Below are 22847 nucleotides of genomic sequence, written 5' to 3'. Positions count from 1 at the left end.
TGTCCTTAAGCTTTATTATTAAAAATAACTTTATACTGCACATTATCCACCTTATATTCTACCATAAACGAGGTGGGCCTAGCGTCAGTACCCACATACGTAGGTCGAATATCAACACTTACTTTCTTTCCATCTTTTAACGCATCAGCCCATGTCTGTTCCATGGCTTTCCACTGACCTTGATTCAAACTCGAGTTCATTGGCACAAGGTTAATTTTCTCCCCTGCACCATCGAATTGTGCGCCAATCAGATGCCCGCCTTCATCACCAGCAACGCCACACTTGCCTGCCTTGCACTGCTGATATCCATTTCTATCATGCTTGTTCAGGGTAAGTTCACCCTCGACATGGACAACGCGTGAAAATTCATCCGTACGATAGGTATGATTTGAATCCACCACATAAACGGTATTTGGCTGAGGTTTATTCAATTCCTTGTTCCACTCACCTTTTTTTCCTGATTCTATTTCCTTGACCGGCTTGGCATCAATCTCCAGATTCTTATTGGGATTTTCCGAATTATTCGGATTCGAATTCGGATTCTCAGTCTTTTCATTGACCACTTTATTTTCATGTGGCTTTTCGCTACCTCCCTTATGTGGCGCCGGGACATCTGGGGCGCCATCTTTCAGATTTACATGGGCATTGGGGAAAATTTTAGCTATCCTCCCGGCATTTTTTATCATGCCAGCGAATCCGCCCAGCCCAACCATCGAAATCGAAGTACCGCCAACTGCACCGTTATCGATCCCCGACTGACTGTATCCCGCGTCTTTGAAACCTTCACCGAAGAAAGAGCTAACCAGATCCGTGGCCTGATTTTTCAAGTTCTCCACTGCTGGTATTTTATTGACACCATAAATGATCGCCCCAGACGCAAAATCAAGCGCTTCAAGGGTATACTTTGCACCGATATTACTATCAATCAACTTCCCAAATTTGGTGACCACCTCGCCGACGCCCTGCGTTCCCTTATCAATGACCTTGGTTCCCAGGAAAACATTCGGCTGAGCATTGTCTGGCGAATAATCATATTCCCCCACGTCGCCTGGTGACGCCACCGCCCCCAAAAGAGTTTGCTCCACGCGGGGAGTGCGCGGCGTGTTGACTGCAGAAATACCAGCATCCGCAAACGTCTTTTGTATATCGGCAATCTGCTCAGCTGACGCCCCCAGCAGTCCCAGGTAATCGCCGATGCGGCGATTCACTTCCGCCTGAGGTAGATTTTGCGACTCCGGATCGAAGCGCAAGTCGGACACGAGCTTTAACTTTTGCCATGACTCCTGGGACGTCAGGCCATTGAAACCGGCCTCCTCCCCCATTTGTTGCATCCTGGCCTGCTGCTCCTGCGACAATCCCTGCATAGATTCAGGGATATCCGCATGATAAAGAACACCAGACACCTTGCTGCCCGCAGCGGAAGCGGACGCACCAAGCAACCCGCCCCCCAGGGCACCCGCGGCGGTGGAAGCGAGTACACGCGCCGTACCGCCTTCGCTCCACTCACGGGTAATTTCCGCGGCTTGGCGCAACAGCGCATCGCGCTGCTCCGGCGCCATTGGCTTGGCCGCCTCTTTCCGCAACTTGGCGGCCTCTTCCAGTTTCTTATCTGCATACTTGCCGATCTCGGACGCAGCAGCCACGCTGAATGCCTCGGTAATGGCCACCTGCGCCTGAACTTCCTTCTCGATCGCTTTTGCGTCCCATCCTTTTTTCAACGCACCGCTACTGTCCTTTTCGCTGCTGACATCGCGATTAAGTCCAGCCAACATCTCCGCTGCCGTCTTGCCATTCAGCGCCTGCTGCTTCTCCACATCAGCAATCACTATGGTGCCGCCACTAATGCCGGAGGTCGTGGTACTACTTTGACTACCCGATGTACTACCAAAGCCCGTTGAACCGCTACTGCCCGATTTCGCGTTCGCCGCGGCTGTATCGGCTGCAGTGCTTGCAGTATTCTGCGTACCCACTTTCGCGCCAGCCGACCCGCTCAAACTGAACCCGCTCGCCGAATGCTGGTCCTTGTTTTGCAGCTCGCTCGTCGTCAAGGTACCCGTGATCAGCGAGTTCTTGCCATCGGCAATCGCCTTGCCGCTGCTGGCAATCACGCCCGCCTGCAAATCGGTATTGCCGGCGACGTTGATCTGGAACCCGCCATCGCCCGCCTTGATGCCTGATTGTTCCGTGACGCTGGCAAAATCACCTTTAGCCTTGCTCTGCGAAATGCTGCCGCCGACGGTGCTGGCGCCATAGCAGGCAGGGGGAATGCACAAGCTCATGTTGAAGCCCGCGCTGCTGCTCTTGCTGGCGTAGGTGCTTGTATCTTGCAAACTGATAATGTTCAGGTTGCCGCCGATGGCGCCCTTGACCGTATCCGCTGCCAGGATCGCGCCTTGCAATGTCGTATCTCCACCACTGATGACGGTCGCCGTCTTGCCCGCTGTCACATAGGTGTTGGTGTAGTAATTGTCCGTGCCATCGGCCTTGCCGCGCGCCTGGTTGGCCGCAATATCGAGGCTAAAGCCATTCTGCGCTCCACCAATGGTATAGCCGATGCCGATGCTGGAGCCGCTGCTGCTGTTCTTGCTCGTTTGCGTCGCCGTGTTTTGCGCCGCGAGCAGGTTGATCTTGTCATCGGCGAACAAGGTAAGATTACCACCCGCAGCAATCTTGCTGCCAGCTACCGTCAAGTCGCTGTCCGCCCCTGCCCCGGTCGCAATGATGCTGACGTTGCCCGCAGCATTGACGGCGCTGCCGACCACCGTGCTGCTGCTCTGGTGCATTTCGCTTTCGCTCTTGCTGCTGCCCAGGCTGACGCTGATCTTGATGCCCTTATCCGTCAAGCCCTCCGAGGCCAATCCAGCCAGATCCTTGGCTTTCGATGCCAAAGTCACGGCCGCCAGGGCCTGCATGCGCGAGTCCTTCGTCTGTTCGGCTGCCTGTGCCAGGCTGCCGATGCTTTTCACGGCATCGACAATCGGCACGTTGACCGTACCGCCAAGGGCCACCTTGCTGAAGGTCGTGTGCTGCTCGCTGGTATTGCTGTTGTACGCCTCCTTGATCAACACATTCTTGCCCACGATGCTGATATCGCCAGGCTGGCCGCCACTCGCACCCGCGCCGGTCGCCAGTACTTCGCTGGCCGTCTGCGTGTAGGTTTCGCCCGCGCGCAGCGACACATTGCCGCCCAGGCTGGCAATCTGAGTGCCCACTTGCGCCACGCCCGTGCTCTTGCCATCGCTGGTGGTTTTTACCGTGCCGAAAGCCGGCTGGTTGATGCTGCCGATAAAGCCGGACTTCTTGCTGAAGCTGCTGGACGTCGTGTCCTTGTCATTCTCGGCACTGACGATGCTCAGGTTGCGCAAGGCGGTCAAGTCAATATTGCCATCGGCCACCACCGTGCTGCCCTTGATGGCAACGTCGCGCCCGCCCACCATCGTCACACTGCCGCCGCTGATCGCGCTGCCAGCCTGGGTAACGGTGCGGCCATCGTCGGCCTGGCTGGTCAGCGACTTGCTCAGGCCAAAGGTGCCGCTCTTCTTGACTTGCTTGGAGTGAATCTCCTTGCCGTCCAGTCCGACGGATTCGATGCTGATATCGTTTTTCGCCAGTAAATTGGCGGCCTCGTGCGCAAGTACCGATGAACCCGCCACCTTGAGGTCATGCCCGGCAACGATATCGACGGTATTGCCCGTCAATGAAGTCCCCTGCGCGGTGCTGGTCTGCACGAGATCGCGCGTGGTTGTCGTTTTACTGGAGAAAGTACCGCTCTTCCTGACCTTGCTTGCCACATCCAGGCTGTCGGTGGACACGCCATTGACCAGGCTGATATCATGGCCCGCCACCAATCCCAGCGCCCCGCCCGCCTGCACATCGGCCGCACGCGCCAGCAAATCATTTCCTGCCTGCAAATTGACATTGCCGGCGCCGATGATCTGGCTCCCCACTTCGCCCGTCTTGCTTTCTTTGCGGTAATTGTCCGCATTGCGCACTTGGTCGTGCGTCGAGGCGACGGCGACGGTGTTGAGGGTCAGGTTATGGCCCGCGATCAGGCTGGTCTGGCCATTTGCGCCGGCATTGGCGATGACGCCGCCGGTCAGCGTCACATCGCGGCCCGCTTGGGCGACCAGCGTATTGCCTTCACCCGTGCCGGTCACATACAGGCCTGCCACCTTGTCGACGACGGTGCTGGTTTCGCTGTTGCCTGCCCATTTCGAGCTGGCGTTGCTGACAGTGGTCGTGACGATGTTGATGTCTCGTCCGGCGCTTGCGATGAGCTTGTCTGTCGCGATCACCTGGCCGCCAGCATTATTAATATCATTGCCGGCCAGCATGACGATCTGCTTGCCGCCCAGCTCGCTGCCCTGGCTGGCACTCTTGGTCGAGCTGTTGCCATACCAGCTTTGACGCGATTCTGTATCATGCGCCGTGGCAATATCGATATTGCGTTCCGCAGACAACTGTAACGTTTCCGCTGCCTGGACATTTGCTGCCTTCAGCTGGATATGTTCACCGGCACTCAGGCGAATATCGCCGGCAGACGAAATGGTGCTGGCGGTTTCTTTGCTGGACGTATTGGTCGTGTGCCGCTGCCCAGGACCTGCCAACCTGAGCTCGCTACCGCTGCTCACCGTCGTGACCGCAATGTCACGGCCGGCTGCGATGCCAATGCCGCCACCGGCATCCGTATTCACGACGGAAGCACCCGCGATTGTCACGTCGCGCCCAGCAGATACCAGCAAATTACCGCTGCCAGCCGTGCCATTGCCAGTGACATATAGACCAGCCAGCTTATCCAGGCTGGTACTACTGAGGCTGTTTTTTCCATCGCTGGCGCTGGACGCCAGCGTCGACGTCTTCACGTTGATATCCCGACCAGCACTGACTTGCAGCTCGCTGTTGGCGGAAATGGTGCCGCTGATGTTGTTCAGATCCTTCCTGGCATTGGCGGAAATGGCATCGCCCGTAATGCGCCCGCCCAGGTTGTCGATATTCTCCGCGTTCAGCTTGACGATCGTGCGTCCGGCAATCGTGCCGCTATTGGTCAAATCGCCTTCGAGATTCAGATTGACCTCCTTGCCTGCCAACAAGCCGCCCTGGCCATCGATATCGCCTTCACGCACGCGCACATACACTTGCGGCGCCAGCACTTTTTGCGTGCTGCCGTCGGCCAGCACGACTTCCTGTTCCACCAGCCAGACGATATCGCTGGTCAGCCCCGCCATTTGTTCCGCTGTCAGCGCAATACCGGGACGAAGGTCCCATTGCTTGGCAAACGCGATACCTTGATCCATCAAGGCCTTGTACTGCTGTTCGTCACTGGTGTAATCGCCGACGAAACGCTGCCCCGTCAGCTCTGCGACTTGCTCGCGCACCAGGCGTTGCTCGTAGAATCCGTCGCCCAGGCGCTTTTGCGTCACGGAGGGATCGTTTTTCACCTGCTTGAGCAGATAATCGGAACCCGTCCATTCCCGATAACTGGCAAAGCGCGGGTCGGTTTCCACCAGATAGCGGGACGATGGCGCAGAGCTCACCTTATACAGACTGGCGTTGGGAATCTGCAGCGATGACCCCGTGGTCCGCACCACTTGTGCACGCGTGGATGGGTTGCCCAGTTTCACCTGGGTAATGCCATTCATGCGCACCTGCCCCACTCCACCGACGGCGCCTGCGTGTGCCGCGCTGCCTGTCGAGGCTGCGATAGCCACGTCTTTCAGCGGGTTCAAACCTGTTGCATTTCCCGCTTGCGCGCCTTCGGCGGCTACCACGGCCGTCGCAGCCAACCGTCCGACTACACCACCTTGCCCGATTGTCGCGGCATTCGCCGCTCTGCCTGGGCCATCTCCCCCCTGAACCGGAACTGCAGCTATGCCAACGCGAGTTACGGAACCGAGTTCAGCCCCAGTCGGGGCTTGCGCGCCGTCTACACCAGAGACAAATGATGACTCCAGCGTTGCGATCTCGCCTGCGTGCCCAATTGCGTTGGCATCGGCAATACTGCTTGGCCCGCCCTTGCCCTGCACTTGATCTGCCGCAGTGCCAGCCCCGGCTGCGGGAACGAGCCCCGTGTGCGAGCTGGTGTGGCTGCCGGCAATGCCACTCAACTGAGCAGAGTTCACCGTGCCCACATCTCCAGCCGGGCCAAGGACGCCACCATGAGCCGCGCCGCCGGGTCCATTGCCGCCCGACACGGCCGTGACCGACCCCACAGACGAGCGAGGCAGCAAGGCCGCATCAACGCCTACACCATGCTGGCCAGCACCGCTGGCCGCATCAACGCGCGCGCCGGACACCATGTCAACCGCAACAGTGCGAGCCGCATCACCCGTGCGCGTACTACCCGTCGCACCGTGAGCGCCCGCCACCGCTGCTGCGCCTTGTGCGGCAACGCTACCTGCCGCGCCTGTCGACATGTGGTTCAGTGATGCCCCTGTATCCGCGGCGAAGCCTGTAGCGCCGTCAAGCTTGCTGCCTGGCGTGACGCCAACAGCCGCATCAGTGACGGGATTGCCAGTGCGGTCAGTCTTCTGGACAATACTGCCGCCATCGACACGACCAGTTCCTTGGCCGCTGACATTAGATTTCCGGATTTCTGTCGCGTCCGCAGAAAAAGCCGAAGTGCGCACATGCGTTTCCGCACCGGCTATACGTTCCGCCGCGCCGCCAACGCCATTTTTGATGGCACTGCCAGGTTTTGTGCCCTGGCCGCCGGTATTGGCATTTCCTTCATTGCGCGACGTACTCGCAGAACTGGAGGGCTCAGTCGTAGTCCGCTCGAAGGGGGTGTCAGTTATCAAAGTCACTTTCTTATCGTCGCGGCCCGGAACTGGTTTAAAGACTGTCGTTTTCCCTTTCTCGTGTACAGTTTTCTGCCCCTTCGTCGTCTTATTATTGAGAATCGCCCGATCCATATCCAAAGCACCTCCGGCAAGGATGTGACTATTGTCATTCACGATGGTGCTGGCACTAATTTTTAGATTATTGCTCGCAATTATTCTTCCTGGATCGGAGCTAACAACGACGTTTTCATAACTTGTACGAATTACTTCACGTTTTGTGAACTGTATATGTCGCCCCCCATCGGGTGTAAACAGCACGGTAAGGTAATCAAAATCACCCCTCGGCTTTTTGAGGGACACACCTGGCGTGCCTTCTGCATACTTAGTTTCACTCCCTTGCGCTTGATATTCAGTTATCGTCTCCGTCGTCATCCGACCTTCCTCAAAAACCAGATGGTTATTGAGGACATTCACCTGACTCGCGCCCAGGTTCAAGCTCCCCAGCGCCTCGATCGTCGCGCTGGCATTCGTCACCGTTCCCGCCCAACCCGTGGCGATGCGGTTGCCGTCCAGGTAGCCGCCGATGGCCATGTCGCCGCCGCTGAAGATCAGGCCGTGTTCGCGGTTGTTGAGTGTGGTGACGCCGATATCGAGCCGCTCGCGCGCCGCGATGGTGGCCGCCACGCCGCCTTCCACGTCGTTGTTGACGGTGCCGCCTGCTATGCTCAGATGGTCGCCATAGATGCGGCCCGTGCCGACGTTGTTCAGCGTGCCCACGTTCAGTTGCGTGCTGATGCCGTCGATCACGCCCCGGTTGTTCAGCACGCCGCCGACGTTGACACGCGTCGTGCCAGCATTGATGTCGCCCGTGCTGGCATTGTCGAAATTGGCGGCGCCCAGGGTCAGCATGCTGAGCGCCTGGATTTTCCCGGCATTGGCCAGCTGTCCGCCGATGGTGATATCCGCATTACCGTTGGCCATGATCTCGGCGCCTGCGTTCAGCGTAAAGTTGCCGGCCAGGTCCAGCGCCATATCCTTCTGCGACAACACCTTGCCATCGCCGCTCAAGCTGCCCGCGCGGATGTCGGTGCGCTGGCCACCGATGATGGTGCCGCCCGAGTTGGTGACGGCCAGTCCCCGGCCGGGGCCAGTGTCCTGCAGTGCCAGCGCGCCGCCGGCGCTGAACATGCCCAGTGTGTTGTTGATAATGCCTGCACTGTTGATCGCCAGGTTGCCATCGGCGCGCACCGCGCCCTGCATATTGCTGACATTGGCGCTGTTCAGGGTCACATGGATGCCTTCGATGCCCTGGTTGGCGCCCAGTGTGCTGGCATTGTCGATGGCGCCGCCCGTCACGGTGACGGCCGCGCCGGAGCGGATCAAGCCTTGCTGGTTGTTGATACTGCCGCCACCTGCGTTCAGGCCGATATTGCCCAGCACCTGGATTTGCCCGCCCTGGTTTTGCAAGCCGCTCAAGGCCAGGTCCAGCGCCGACTTGCCGACGACCTGGCCGCCACGGTTATCCAGCTGGCCCGCGCTACCCGTGATGTTGCCTGCCGCGCCCAGATAACCGCCCGCATTGTTCCAGTTGCCCGTTTGCAGGGTCAATCCTGCGCCGCTGCTGATGCCGCCCGCGCTGCCCGGATGGCGCACGGCATACGCGCCCGCATTGGTATTGAGTAAAGCGTTGCCATGCGTGTCGATGGTCATGGCGCCGCCCGACTGCAGCAAGCCGCCATCGTTGTCCAGGATGCCCGTCTGCAAGTTGACGGTGCCCGTGCCCGCCAAGGTGCCCTGCGTATTGTTGAAGACCTGGCCGTGCGTGTCGAGCGTGACGTTCGCGCCCGCAATGGTGCCTTGCCCGTTCCACAGACCGCCATTGCGCAGGATGATGTCGCCACCCGCTTGCAAGGTGCCTCCATTGTTGACGGTGGCGCCCGTGGACGTGACCGTCAACAGGCCTTGCACCGAGGCCAGCTTCCCCCCGGCGCTGTTGTCGACGCTGGCCGCGTTCACGGTCATATTGCCCGTGGCGGCCAGCAAGCCGCCCGCATTGTTCAATGCCTGCGCCACGTTCGCCGTTAGTTGCCCTCCTGCCGTGGCGCTGCCGCCCTGGTTCAGCAGAGTTCCCGCACCCAGCACGACATTGCCGCCGCCGGCGATGGCGCCGCCATGACTGTTGTTGAGCACGTTGCTTGCCGTGACCGTCAGGTTGGCCGTGCCGGCCGCCTGCAGCTTGCCGCCCTGGTTGTTCAGGCTTGGTGCAACGATATTGGTGTTGCCGTTGCTGGCGATTGTGCCGCCGTGGTTGTCCAGACTGGTCGTCAGTTGAATGGTGGTATCGCCTTTGCCCAGCTGCGTCAGGTTGCCGCCCCCATTGTCCAGGGTCGCGCCCGTCAAGCTGATTTGCTGCGCGATGGTGCTGGCGTTGCGGTGGTCGATGGCGCCAGCCGTCACGACCAGGGCGCCATTGCCTGTGATCTGTCCGCGCAGGTCGTTCAGCTGCGTGGCTTGCAGGCTCAAGGTGCCGCTGCCCGCATGCTCGATCTTGCCATCCGTATTCGTCAACGTACCCGCTTTCAGGCTCAGATTGGCGCTGTTGACGGCGATGCGCCCGCCCGTGTTGTCCAGCACGCCTACCGCAGATGTCAGGTCGATGGCAGTATTGCCGGCACCGGTCTGCACGATGCTACCTTGCTGGTTGTTCAGGTTACCAACGCCAACGGCCAGCTGGCCAGCGCTGACATCGCCGCGCTGGTTGGTCCACGTCTGACCATTCCCGCCGGCCGTGATCGTCAGGGCGCCCGGCGTGGTGACCACGGCGCCGCTGGTGCTGACGTCGCCGGTTGTCGCCGTCAGGCTGATATTGCCAGCGCTACTGCGGCTGCCGCCGAGGTCGACGCTGCCGCCGCGCAGGACGGCATTGCCTGCCGCCAACACTTGCCCATGCGCTCCCAATGCCTGTTGCGCCGTGACCTGCAAGTTGCCGCTCGTCTGCAGGCTGCCATCGGCTTTCACGCCCGCGCCGATCAGGCTGGCCGCGCCGCTGTTGATGCTGTTGGCACTGATCGTGTTGTTGCCCTGGGCCAGGATCACGCCGGTATTGTCCAGCGCCCCCGTCACGGTGAGCGTTTGTTCTGCGCCGGCAAACAGGCTGCCGCTGTTGCGCACGCTGCCCGCCGTCGTCGTCAGATTGCCGCTGGCAACGATGCTGCCTTGCGCATTGAGCAGCTCGTCCATCGTCAATTGCGCATTGCCGCCTGCCGCCTGCAACTGGCCCAGGGTATTGTCTACCTTGCCGCCAGCCAGCGTCAGGTCGTGCCCGGCAATGATCACGCCGCTAGTATTGTCCAGCTTGCCCGTTGCTGCCACATTGACATCTTGTGCAGAAGCAATACGGCCATGCTCATTGAGCAACTCGCCCGTTTCCACGCGCACATTGCCATTCGCCTCGATCTTGCCGCCGCTATTGTCCAGGCGCGTGCTGGCCAGCACTGTTGCCGCACTCGTGCCCAGCTGCGTAATCTGTCCCTGGCGATTGTCGAGGATGCCGGCGGAGACGTTCACCTGCTGCGCCAGCAGGCTGGCGTTGCGGTGATCGATGTAATTGGCCGCCACCTGCAGCGCGCCATTGCCCGTCAGCTGGCCCCGCTGGCCATACAAATTGGTGGCGCGGATATCCAGCACGCCCTTGCCGGCATGCTCGATCTTGCCGTCGATATTCGTCAAGTCGCCCGCCTGCAGGCGCAGGTTGGCGCTGTTGACGGCGATGCGCCCGCCCGTATTGTCCAGCTTGCCGGTTTCGATGACCGTGTCGCCAGCGCCCGTCTGGATCAAGGTGCCTTTGGCGTTGTCCAGGTTGGCAACGCGCAGGGCCAATTGCCCAGCGCTCAAGCTGCCGCCCTGGTTGACCAGTGCCTGCCCGTTGGCGGCATTCGCCGTGATGCTCAATAGACCATTCGTCGACACGACCGCCTTGCTGGTCGTCACGTTGCCCGTCAGGGCCGTCAAGCCGATATGCGCCGCGCTGCTCTGGCTGCCGCCCACGTCGACCGACGCGCCCGTCATCTGCAGCTGACCGGCCGCCATGTTCTGGCCGCCAGCCTGCAAGACGCCACGGGCCGTCACCGTCAGGTCACCGGCCGAGGCAAAGCTGCCATCGGCGCGCATGCCTGCCGCCAGCAGGCCATTACCGCTCAGACTGCCCGCCGTGATCGTCGTATTGCCCAGGGCAGCCAGCGAACCCGTATTGCTGAGCAAACCGCCGATCTCCAGGGTCTGGTTGCGCCCCGCATACAGCACGCCAGCGTTGAGCACGTCGCCGCTGACCTTGGCTATGATATCGCTGCCCGCGCTGAGCGTGCCTTGCGCATTGCGCAGGCTGGCCGCGTCCAGGCTCAAGGCGCCGATCCCCGCCTGCAGCAAGCCGCGCGTGTTGTCGATGGCGCCGCCCAGGTGCAAATCGGTCGCCGCCGCGATCACGCCATCGGTATTGACGAGCGCGCCAGTGCTGGCGATGTCGGCGGACGTGGCCGAGGTAATCTTGCCCTTGGTATTGTCCAGGCTACCGGTCTGCACCGACAACACTCCATTGCCGGCGATTTCACCACTCGTATTGTCCAGCAATCCTGTGACGGCCACCGTCATGCCGCCCGCGCCCGTCTGCAGCAGATGGCCGCCACGGTTGCTCAGGCTGTCTGCCTGCACGTTCAGGGACCGCCCCGTGGTGGTGGCGTTGGCGTGGTCGAACAAGCCTGCCTTCAGATCGACGGCACCATTGCCAATGATACTGCCGCCTGCGCCCTGCAAGGTGGCCGCCGTGATGGCCAGGGTACCGCTGCCAGCATGCTCGATCTTGCCGCCCGCATTCGTCAGGGTGACCCCGCCCAGGATCAGATTCGCGCTATTGACGGCGATGCGCCCCGCGCTGTTGTCGAGATTGCCCGTCTGAATAACGGTATCGCCCGTGCCCGTCTGGATGACGGTGCCCTTGGCGTTGTCCAGATTGCCCACGTACAAGTCGAGCTGGCCCGCCTGCAAGGTACCTTCCGCGTTGTGCAAGGTGGCGCTCGTCGTGATGCTGAGCGTGCCTGGCGTCGTCACCACCGCCTTGTTCGTGCTGACATCGCCCGTTGTTGCCGTCAGGCCGATGTTCGTCGCGCTGGTCTGGCTGCCGCCGATGTCAATGCTGGCACCTGTCAGATTGGCATTGCCTGCAGCTAGGTTCTGGCCATGCGCGGTCACCGTTTGCGCGGTGTTGATGGTCAGATCGCCAGTCGTGCCCAGCTTGCCATCGGCCTGCATGCCGGCGCCGAGCAAGCTGCTCGCGCTGCTGTCGAGCGTCTTTGCCGTGATGCTGTTGTTGCCTTGCGCCGCGATCACGCCCGTGTTCACGATGGCGCCGCTGGCCTCCAAAACCTGATTGCCAGCCGCGTACAGGCTACCGGTGTTGTTCAGGCTCGCCAGGGTAGCGTTCAGGTTGGCGCCGGCAAACACGCTGCCCGCGCTGTTGTTCAGCTTGCCAACGCTCAGGATCGCATCGCCCGCCACGGCCTGCAATTGGCCCTTGGTATTGTCGATATCGCCACCGGTCAATGCCAGATTGCGGCCTGCCGCCACCGTGCCTTCCGTATTGTCCAGGCTACCCACTGCAAGCTCAGCATCCTGCGCCGCCACGATGCGGCCCTTGTTATTCAGCAAGGTAGTGGCCTTTACCAGCGCATCACCATTGCCTTCGATCTTGCCGCTCGTGTTGTCCAGCAGACCCGTGCTGTTGATGCTCATCAAGCCTGTACCCGTTTGCGCCAGGCTGCCGGCACGGTTATCCAGGCTGTCCGCGTTGACCGTCAGCTGATTGGCCACGGTGATGGCATTGCGGTGATCCAAGGTCGCAGCGGTGAGATCCACTTTACCATTGCCCGTAATCTTGCCGAACTGGTTGTTGAACTGGCCCGCGTTGATAGCCAGGATGCCCGCGCCCGCGTGCTCCAGCTTGCCATTGATGTTCGTCAATATCGTGGAGTTCAAAGCCAGGTTCGCGCTGTTGACAGCGATACGACCGGCCGTGTTGTCCAGCTTGGCCGTGGTGATAACGGTATCGCCCGTGCCCGTCTGCACGATCTCCCCGCTGGCGTTGTTCAGGTTGGCCACGTTCAGTTGCAACTGGCCGGCCACCAGCTGGCCCTGCGTATTTACCAGTGACTGCGCGTTATGCGCGTTGGCCGTGATGGCCAGCACGTTGCTGGCGGAAATCACCGCCTTGTTCGTCACTACATCGCCAGTATTTGCCGTGATGGCGATATTCGTTGCGCCAGTCTGGCTACCCGACAAATCGACCGATGCACCTGTCAACTGAGCGCTGCCCGCTGCCAGGTTCTGCCCGCTCGCTTGCAACACGCCATCAGCATGGATGGTGAGATCGCCTGCCGTACCCAGGGTCCCATCCGCTTTCACACCGGCGCCCAACAAGCCGCTGCTGGTCACTTTACCAGCGGTAATATGGGTGTTGTTGACGGAGGCGATCGACCCCGTGTTATTCAGTACGCCGCCCACCATCCACTGCTGGTTACGGCCTGCGTACAGCAGGCCAACATTGTTCAGGTCACCGCTCACTTTCGCCGTCAAGTCCGTACCGGCGCTGACCGTGCCCTGCTGGTTCAGCAAGGTCGCCGTGTCCAGACGTAAATTGTCCGCCTGCAATACGCCGCGCGTGTTGTCCAGTGCAGTGCCGCCAACCTGCAGATTGGTGGTGGCGGCGATCACGCCATCCGTATTGTTCAACACACCTTTGCTGATGACAGAAGCTGCTGCCGCCGACGTAATGCGGCCCTTGTTGTTGTCCAGCCCACCCGCCTGCACATTCAGCGTCCCCGTGCCCGCATGCTCGATCTTGCCATCCTGGTTCGTGACCTTGACGGCATCGATATTCAAGTTCGTGCTGTTGACGGCGATGCGGCCAGCCGTGTTGTCAAGATTGCCCGTATGGATGATGGTATCGCCCGTGCCCGTTTGCAAGACAGTGCCCTTGGCGTTGTCCAGATTGCCTACATGCAGGTCGAGCTGGCCCGCCTGCAAGGTGCCTTCCGTGTTGTGCAAGGTGGCGCTCGTCGTGATGTTGAGCGCGCCTGGTGTCATCACCACCGCCTTGTTCGTGCCGACATCGCCCTGAGTGGCCGTCAGGCCGATGTTGGCCGCGCTGGCCTGGCTGCCACTGATGTCGAGCGTGGTGCCTGTCAGATTGGCATTACCGGCCGCCAGAATCTGGCCATGTGCGGCGAGGTCCTGCGTGACGCTAACCATCAGGTCACCACTTGTGCCTAACTTGCCATCGGCCTGCATACCGGCGCCGATCAGGCTGCTTGCGCTGCTGTCGATGGTCTTTGCCGTGATGCTGTTGTTGCCTTGTGCGGCGATGACTCCCGTATTCGTGATGGCGCCTGTGGCACTCAGGGATTGATTCCCGGCCGCATACAGGCTGCCAGTGTTGCTCAAAGTATCGAGTGCGGTGTTCAGGTTACCGCCGGCAAACAAGTTACCAGCGGTATTGTTCAAGTTCGCCACGTTCAAGGTGGCGTTGCCCGCCACGGCCTGCAATTGGCCTTTGGCATTGTCGATATCACCACCGGACAGTTGCAGATGGCGCCCCGCCGCCACCGTGCCTTCCGTATTGTCCAGGCTGCCCACCTGCAGTGCAGCATCCTGCGCCGCCACGATACGGCCCGTGCTGTTCAGTAATACCTGGGCTTTGACCAGCGCATCGCCATTGCCTTCGATCTTGCCGCCCATGTTGTCCAGCAGACCCGTGCTGTTGATGCTCATCAAGCCTGTACCCGTTTGCGCCAGGGTGCCGGCACGGTTGTCCAGGCTGCCCGCGTTCACCGTTAACTGATTGGCCACGGTGATGGCATTGCGGTGATCCAAGGTCGCAGCGGTGAGGTCCACTTTACCGTTGCCCGTAATCTTGCCGAACTGGTTGTTGAACTGGCCCGCGTTGATAGCCATGATGCCCGCGCCCGCGTGCTCCAGCTTGCCATTGATGTTCGTCAATATCGTGGCGTTCAAAGCCAGGTTGGCGCTGTTGACAGCGATACGGCCGGCCGTGTTGTCCAGCTTGGCCGAGGTGATAACGGTACCGCCCGTGCCCGTCTGCACAATCTCCCCGCTGGCGTTGTTCAGGTTGGCTACGTTCAGCTGCAACTGGCCGGCCACCAGCTGGCCCTGGGTATTTACCAGAGCTTGGCCATTGCTGGCGTTTGCCGTGATGGCCAATACGTTGCTGGCGGAAATCACCGCCTTGTTCGTCAGTACGTCGCCAGTATTTGCCGTGACGGCGATGTTTGCCGCCCCAGTCTGGCTGCCAGACAAATCCACATTGTCGCCCGTCAGCACAGCGCTGCCCGCCGCCAGGTTCTGCCCGCTCGCTTGCAGCACGCCATCGGCATTGATGGTCAAGTCGCCTGCCATGCCCAGGCTCCCATCCGCTTTCACGCCGGTGCCCAACAAGCCGCTGCTGGTCACTTTGCCAGCGGTAATATGGGTGTTGTTGACGGAGGCGATCGACCCCGTGTTATTCAGCGCGCCGCCCACCGTCCATTGCTGGTTGCGGCCTGCGTACAGCAGGCCAGCGTTGCTCAGGTCACCGCTCACTTTCGCCATCAAATCCGTGCCGGCGCTGAGCGTGCCTTGCTGGTTCAGCAAGGTCGCCGCGTCAAGATGTAAATTGTCCGCTTGCACTACGCCTCGGGTGTTATCCAGTGCAACACCGCCAACATGCAAGTCGGCAATCGCGGCAATTACGCCATCCGTATTGTTCAGCACGCCCTTGCTGACAATGTCCGACGATGCAGCCGACGTGATACGGCCCTTGCTGTTGTCCAGCACACCTGCCTGCACAGACAGGATGCCGGTTCCCGCATGCTCGATCTTGCCATCGCGGTTCGTCAGCGTAGTCGCATCGAGGGTCAACTTGTTGCTGTTGACGGCGATGCGGCCAGCCGTGTTGTCCAGATTGCCCGTCTGGATGATGGTGTTACCCGTGCCCGTTTGCAGCAACGTACCCTTGCCGTTGTCCAGGTTTGCCACATGCAGGTCGAGCTGGCCCGCCTGCAAGGTACCGTCCGTGTTGTGCAACGCGGCGCTGGTCGTCACGTTCAACGTGCCCGGCGTCGTCACCACGGCCTTGTTCGTGCTGACCTCGCCCTGTGTTGCCGTCAGGCCGATGTTGACCGCGCTGGCCTGGCTGCCACTGATGTCGAGCGTGGTGCCTGTCAGATTGGCATTACCGGCCGCCAAAATCTGGCCGTGTGCATTCAGCGCTTGCGCGGTGCTGATCGCCAGGCCGCCAGACGTGCCCAGCTTGCCATCGGCCTGGATACCCGCGCCGATGAGGCTGCTTGCATTGCTGTCGAGGCGATTGGCCGTGATACTGGCATCTCCCTGCGCCGCGATGACGCCCGTGTTGACGAGGGCGCCTGTTGCGGTCAGGGATTGATTTCCGGCCGCATACAGGCTGCCCGTGTTGTTCAAGCTGGCCAGTGTCGCGGTCAGGTTGGCGCCGGCAAACACGTTGCCGGCGGTGTTATTCAAGTTCGCGACGTTCAAGGTGGCGTTGCCGGCCACGGCTTGCAGTTGGCCCTTGGTATTGTCGATGTCAGCACCGCTCAATGCCAGGTTGCGCCCGGCGGCCACGATCCCTTCCGTATTGTCCAGACGATCTACATTCAACGTAGCATCCTGCGCCGCCACGATGCGGCCCTTGTTGTTCAGCAAGGTAGTGGCCTTTACCAGCGCATCGCCATTGCCTTCGATCTTGCCGCCCGTATTGTCCAACAAACCAGTCGCATTGACGTTCATCAAACCTGTACCCGTTTGCGCCAGGCTGCCGCTGCGGTTGTCCAGCGTGCCCGCATTGACCGTCAGCTGGTTCGCGATGGTCGTGGCATTGCGGTGATCCAAGCTAGTCGCCGTGATGTCGAGCTTGCCATTACCCGTAATCTTGCTGAACTGGTTGTTGAACTGGCCCGCGTTGATGGCCAGGATGCCGGCGCCTGCGTGCTCCAGCTTGCCATTGATGTTCGTCAATACCGTGGCGTTCAAAGCCAGGTTCGCGCTGTTGACGGCGATACGGCCAGCCGTGTTGTCCAACTTGCCTGTGGTGATGACGGTGTCGCCCGTGCCCGTCTGCACGATGTCGCCGTTGGCATTGTCCAGATTCGCGACGTTTAGCTGCAGCTGGTCTGCCACTAGTTGGCCCTGGGTATTGATCAGCGACTGTGCGTTGGCCGCATTGGCGGTAATCGCCAGCAGCTTGCTCGTAGAAATGACCGCCTTGCTGGTGATGACATCGCCAGCAAGGGACGTGATGGCGAGGTTCGCCGCCCCAGTCTGGCTACCCGACAGGTCCACATTGGCGCCCGTCAGCACGGCATTGCCCGCCGCCAGATTCTGGCCGGTCGCCTGCAAGACGCCATCGGCATTGATGGTCAGATCACCTGCCGTACCCAGGCTCCCATCGGCTTTCACACCGGCGCCCAGCAAGCCACTGCTGGTCACTTTGCCAGCGGTAATATGGGTGTTGTTGACGGAGGCGATCGACCCCGTGTTATTCAGCACGCCGCCCACCATCCATTGCTGGTTACGGCCTGCGTACAGCAGGCCAGCGTTGTTCAGGTCACCGCTCACTTTCGCCGTCAGGTCCGTGCCAGCGCTGAGCGTGCCTTGCTGGTTCAGCAAGGTCGCCGCGTCCAGACGTAAATTGTCCGCTTGCAATACGCCTCGGGTGTTATCCAGTGCAACACCTCCAACATGCAAGTCGGCAATCGCGGCAATTACGCCATCCTTATTGTTCAGCGCGCCCTTGCTGACAATGTCCGACGACGCGGCCGACGTGATACGGCCCTTGCTGTTGTCCAGCACGCTTACCTGCACAGACAGGATGCCGGTTCCCGCATGCTCGATCTTGCCATCGCGGTTCGTCAGCGTGGTCGCATCGAGGGTCAACTTGTTGCTGTTGACGGCGATGCGGCCAGCCGTGTTGTCCAGATTGCCCGTCTGGATGATGGTGTTACCCGTGCCCGTTTGCAGCAACGTACCCTTGGCGTTGTCCAGGTTTGCCACATGCAAGTCGAGCTGGCCCGCCTGCAAGGTACCGTCCGTGTTGTGCAACGCGGCGCCGGTCGTCACGTTCAACGTGCCCGGCGTCGTCACCACGGCCTTGTTCGTGATGACATCGCCCTGTGTTGCCGTCAGGCCGATGTTGACCGCGCTGGCCTGGCTGCCACTGATGTCGAGCGTGGCGCCTGTCAGATTGGCAATGCCGGCCGCCAAAATCTGGCCGTGTACATTCAGCGCTTGCGCGGTGCTGATCGCCAGGCCGCCAGACGTGCCCAGCTTGCCATCGGCCTGGATACCCGCGCCGATGAGGCTGCTTGCACTGCTGTCGAGGCGATTGGCCGTGATACTGGTATCTCCCTGCGCCGCGATGACGCCCGTGTTCACGATGGCGCCTGTTGCGGTCAGGGATTGATTTCCGGCCGCGTACAGGCTGCCCGTGTTGCTCAAGGCATCGAGCGTGGTGGCCAGATTGCCGCCTGCAAACACGTTGCCTGCCGCATTGTTCAAGTTCGCCACGGTCAAGGCAGCGTTACCGGCCACGGCTTGCAACTGGCCCTTGGTATTGTCGATATCAGCACCGCTTAATGCCAGGTTGCGCCCGGCGGCCACGATCCCTTCCGTATTGTCCAGACGATCTACATTCAACGTGGCATCCTGCGCCGCCACGATGCGGCCAGTGTTGTTCAGCAAAGTGTTTGCCTTCACCAGCGCATCGCCATTGCCCTCGATCTTGCCGCCCGTGTTGTCCAGCGAGCCGGCGGTATTGAGGCTCATCAAACCTGTGCCCGTTTGCGCCAGGCTGCCGGCACGGTTATCCAGGCTGCCGGCGTTGACGGTCAGCTGATTGGCCACCGTCGTCGCATTGCGGTGGTCGAAGACGGCGGCAGTGATGTCGAGCTTGCCGTTGCCCGTGATCTTGCCGTGCTGGTTGTTGAATTGGCCCGCATTGATGGCCAGGATACCGGCGCCTGCGTGCTCCAGCTTGCCATTGATGTTCGTCAATACCGTGGCGTTCAAGGCCAAGTTGGCGCTGTTCACGGCGATGCGTCCGGCCGTGTTGTCCAACTTGCCTGTGGTAATGACGGTGTCGCCGGTGCCCGTCTGCACGATCTCGCCGCTGGCGTTGTTCAGGTTGGCCACGTTCAGCTGCAACTGTCCACCCACCAGCTGCCCCTGGCTGTTCACCAGCGATTGTTCATTGTTCGCATTGGCGGTAATAGCCAGCAGATTGCTGGCGGAAATCACGGCCTTGTTCGTCAATACGTCGCCGCTGCGCACGGTGACGGCGATGTTGCCTGCCCCCGTCTGGCTGCCCGACAAGTCCACATTGTCGCCCATCAGCACGGCGCTGCCCGCCGCCAGATTCTGGCCGCTTGCTTGCAAGACGCCATCGGCGTTGATAGTCAGGTCGCCTGCCGTACCCAGGCTACCGTCGGCTTTCAAGCCGGCGCCCAGCAAGCCGCTGCTGGTCACTTTATTAGCGGAAATATTGGTGTTGCCAACGGAGGCGATGGAACCGCTGTTGTTCAGCAAGCCACCCACCGTCAGTTGCTGGTTACGGCCTGCATACAGCAGGCCGGTGTTGCTCAAGTCTGCGCTGAGGCGCGCCGTCAGGTCCGAACCGGCGCTGACCGTGCCTTGCTGGTTCAGCAAGGTCGCCGCGTCAAGATGTAAATTGTCCGCCTGCAATACACCACGCGTATTGTCAATATTTACACCTTCCACATGCAAGTCGGCGGTCGCAGCAATCACGCCATCCATGTTGGTCAGCGCGCCCTTGCTGGTGATATCTGCCGAGGCAGCGGACGTGATACGGCCCTTGCTGTTGTCCAGCACACTAGCTTGCACCTGCACGCTGCCATTGCCGGCAATGTTGCCACGCGTGTTGTCCAACGTTTGCGCCACATCCACGCGCATCTGCCCTGCCCCCGTCTGCTGCAGGGTGCCGTCGCTATTGTCCAGTTGGTTGGCCTGCACTGTTACCTGCTGCCCGGACGTAACGGCATGGCGGTGATCAATTGTTTCCGCCTGGATATCAACCAGTCCATTGCCCGTCACCTTGCCGCGTTCGTCATCGAAACGCACCGCGTCGATGCTCAGGCTGCCCGTGCCCGCGTGTTCGATGCTGCCGTCGCGGTTAGTCACCTGTTCCGCAGTCAGCGCCAGCTTGGCGCTGTTGACGGCGATGCGTCCGCCAGTGTTGTCCAGGGTGCTGCCTGTTAGTACCGTGTCGCCAGCGCCCGTCTGGATCACGGTGCCGCCGCGGTTGTCGAGCGATCCCGTTGTGATATCCAATTGCCCGGCGCTCAGGGTGCCACGCACGTTCGACAGGGCCTGACCGCTGCCGGCCGCCATCACGGACAGCACGCCCGTAGTGGTCACCAGCGCGTTATCGGTCACGACATGACAGGCGCTGGCGTTCAGGCTAATCGCCGCGCCGCCCGTCTGGCTGCCGCTGATATCGATGGCTGTGGCGTGCATGCTGGTCTTGCCGGCGGCCAGGTTCTGGCCATGGGCAGCGATCGCTTGCGTGGCCGTCAGTTGCAACTGGCCGCTGCCGGCCAGGCCGCCGTCGGCGCGGATGCCGGCGCCCAGCAGGCTGCCAGTAGCGCTGTCGATGCGGCTGGCGTCGATGCGGTTATCGCCTTGCGCGGCAATGACGCCGCTGTTGCTGACGGCGCCGCTCACCTGCAGCGCCTGGCTGCCGGCCGCATACAGGTTGCCGCTATTGAGCACTTCACTGGCCCGGGTGGCAAGATTGCCACCGGCAAAGACGCTGCCGGCCGTATTGTTCAGCTTTGCCACCGTCAAGGCCGCATCGTCCGCCACTGCCTGGATCTGGCCGCGCGTATTGTCGACGTCGCCGCTGTCGAGGCGCAATGTGCGACCCGCCGCCAGGGTCGCCTCGGTATTGTCCAGCGCGCCTGTCGACAGCGCCACATCCGTGCCCGAGACGATACGGCCCTTCTGATTTTGTACATTGCCCGCCTGCACGCTCAAAGCGCCATTGCTTTCCAGCGCGCCACCGCGGTTGTCCAGGGTAGCGGCATTGATGCTGAGCTGCCCCGCCACCGTGCGCGCATCGCGGTGGTCGATGTGCTCGCCCGTCAGCGTCATGGCGCCATTGCTGAGGATGCTGCCGCGCTGCAAATTGACTTGCGCTGCGCCGATCTCCAGCGCGCCCGTACCCGCATGCTGGATTTGCCCATCCTGATTGCTCAGGCTGGCAGCCTGCAGACGCAAAGCCTGGCTATTCGTGGCGATGACGCCGCGCGTATTGTCCAGCGCACCCGGCAAGCGGATGGCAAGATCACCGTTGCCCAGTTGCATGATCTGGCCGCCCACGTTCGACAAGCCGTACGCATTCACGCCCAGCTGCTGGCCAGTCAACTGCGCCGCATCGCTGCGCACGGTGTGCGCCGCGTCCAGTTGCAGGCGGTCACGGGCAGTGACCTGCGCGCGGCTGGCATCGAGGTCGCCCGCGCTGGCACCCAGGCTGATATTCCCGCCCGCGACTTGCGCGCCAGTAATATCCAGCTGGCGCGCCGCCAGGCTGCTGTCGCCGCCAGCCACGGCCGTGCCGTGCACGGCAATGGTGTCGCCAGCAGAAACACTCAGCTTGCCGCTGGCGGCCAAGGTATTGTCCAGATTCAAGCCAGCCGCCAGCACCGAGCCAGCGGTGGCATCGATGCGCGCCGCCGCCCCCGTGGCATGCACCTTGGCATTGCCCTGGGCCGCGATCACGCCGCTGTTGGCAATGTTGCCCTGCGCCTGCACCTGGCTGTCGCCGCCCGCATACACGGTGCCGCTATTGGCTACGTCGCCCGTCACGGCAATGCTCGTCTGGCTGCCCGCGCCGGCGGACTGGATATTGCCGCTGTTGCTCAGCCAGCCATTCGATTGCAGCACCAGATTACCCGCCGTGGCCGCCAAGACGCCCGCATTGCGCACACCCAGGCCCGCTTCCGTGCCGATGAGGGTGATCTTGCCCGCGTACATGCCGCCCAGCTGCGCCACGTCCAACGCATACGCCGGAGCCGGCCCCGCGCCAGCAATACCGCCCGCCACGCCATGCGCCGCATCGATCTGGTTCGCCCCCGTTACCACTTTCAATTCCTGCGCCCAGATGCCGCCATTGATCTGTGCGGCGCGCGCCAGGATGGCCGTGTAGTCGCTCAGCGACGTGTCCAGTCCCCGTCCGTTGATGCTGACCACGCCGCGCTGCACCATGTAACCGTCCAGGCTGCCGCCGTTGAGGATCGGCGTGCCCGTCGTCAGCACGACCCGGCTGGCATTGATGAAACCGCCGCCGTCGATGGCCACGCCGGCCGGGTTGGCGATGACGACCTCGGCCCGCTGCCCGGCCACCTCGACATAACCGCGCAGCTGGCTCGGGTTGGCCGAGTTGACTTCGTTCAATATCACGCGCGCGCTGCCGCCGGCCAGCCATGGATTGCCTTGCACCCAGCCGCCCGTCTGCGTCTGCACATTGCCGCGGCTATTGTTCAGGATGACGCCATTCGCCGTCACGTCGAACTGGCTGTAGGTATTGCGCGACACGCCCGCCGCGCTCGGCGTCTGGATATTCACCTGCGTCACGCCATTCGCGCTTTGCACCACGGTCGGACGCTGGCGGCCCGGCGCGTTCGGGTCGGCCACGATCTGCCCCATGGCTGGCCCGGCGACAAAACTCACCATGCCCAGCGCGCCAAACACGGCCAGCGCCAGCGGCCGTAACTTGCCATTCACACTTAAACTTAGCCCGCCACCGCCATCGCCTTCAAACACGCCGCTGTCCAGACTGCCCTCCCCCTTGGCCGCCTTGCCTTGCGAAGAAGCATTTTCGGCGACGACCATCAATTGGCCACGGCGTTTGTTAAAGATGATGCGGTACAGGTTCTTGTTCATGACATGTCCTACTGACAATCAATTAATGCGATAAAGGGAGAAGAGAGC

Annotated in this window: 1 protein-coding gene; it reads right to left on the bottom strand. The window is 61.3% G+C overall.

The genetic code is table 11. From position 1 onward, the window contains the following. Nucleotides 1-5: 5 nt before the first annotated feature. The gene (locus O0881_RS00235; RefSeq protein WP_289909509.1) at nt 6-22799 is read right to left on the bottom strand and encodes a hemagglutinin repeat-containing protein; all 22794 of its coding nucleotides are present in this window, start codon (nt 22797-22799) and stop codon (nt 6-8) included. Nucleotides 22800-22847: the final 48 nt, after the last annotated feature.

The sequence above is a fragment of the Janthinobacterium sp. SUN100 genome (assembly GCF_030397705.1).
Lineage (GTDB): Bacteria > Pseudomonadota > Gammaproteobacteria > Burkholderiales > Burkholderiaceae_D > Janthinobacterium > Janthinobacterium kumbetense.
This window is presented reverse-complemented; position numbering and strand designations above follow the sequence as displayed.